The sequence below is a fragment of the Dietzia sp. Die43 genome, from assembly GCF_024519835.1.
In the GTDB taxonomy this organism is placed as follows: Bacteria; Actinomycetota; Actinomycetes; order Mycobacteriales; family Mycobacteriaceae; genus Dietzia; species Dietzia kunjamensis.
On the sequence record NZ_JALJRF010000062.1, the window covers coordinates 1 to 861 of the forward strand.

Here is an 861-nt window from a genome sequence, read left to right on the forward strand (position 1 = left end):
ACGCCGTCGTCGGCAATCACGTTGCCGCGGCGGCCGAAGTGATCCTCAAGCTCCTTGGGCGCCTTGGAGGTGCGGGAGCCGACGATGAACGACAGGCCCGCATCTTCCAGCGCATTGAGGTTGGCCGCCGACAGCATGCCGGCATCGGCTACCACGACCATGTCGCTGATCTGGTGGCGCTTCTGAAAGGCCGTGATGACCGGGATTAGCGTCTTGGTCTCTGCCTTGTTGCCCTCGAAGACGTGCACGTCCAGCGGGAACCCGTCCCGGGCCACCAGCAGGCCGACGGTGATCTGCGGGTCGACCTTGCGCTCTTTACTCATACCGACTTTGCGCAGGTCATCTTCTTTTTCTGCCTCGAAGTACAAGGTGGTCAAGTCGTAGAGCACCAACGCGACACCGGGGCCTCCGGCGCGGTTGACGTGGGCCCAGCAGGCGGTGGCGATCAGCGCGCGGTAGTCCCGGCCGACCACTCGCTGTAGACAGTTGTAGAGCGTGTTGCCGTGCGGTGGTTTCGTCCCCAGTTCGCCCAGGACCCGAACCGAGTCCAACTTGCTGGTCGGCTCCACCGCACGGCACAGCACCAGGTCGCGGAACACCGTATCGCCCACCACGTCGAAGCCGAGCCTGGAGTACGTACCGGTCAATCCTTGCCACAGGATCCGCGCCGTGGACTGCTGGATCCGCGCGGCTGTCGCTGCCGGCACGTCGATCACCGCGGCGCCGCACTCGCTCAACTCCAGGTCTAACGCCTGCTGATCGCCCTGGATGCGCTGCTTGGCGACCTCGATCAACGCCGCCAACTCGCCGGGGGTGTGAGCCGAACCGAGGTGCTCGCGCACCACCAGCCGGCCGCTGACC

The 861-nt window shown here is 65.5% G+C and carries 1 protein-coding gene; it reads right to left on the bottom strand.

What is annotated here, in order from left to right:
• A partial coding sequence (locus NR111_RS18240) for an IS1634 family transposase (protein WP_256821628.1) occupies positions 1–861 on the bottom strand: 861 nt, incomplete at both ends.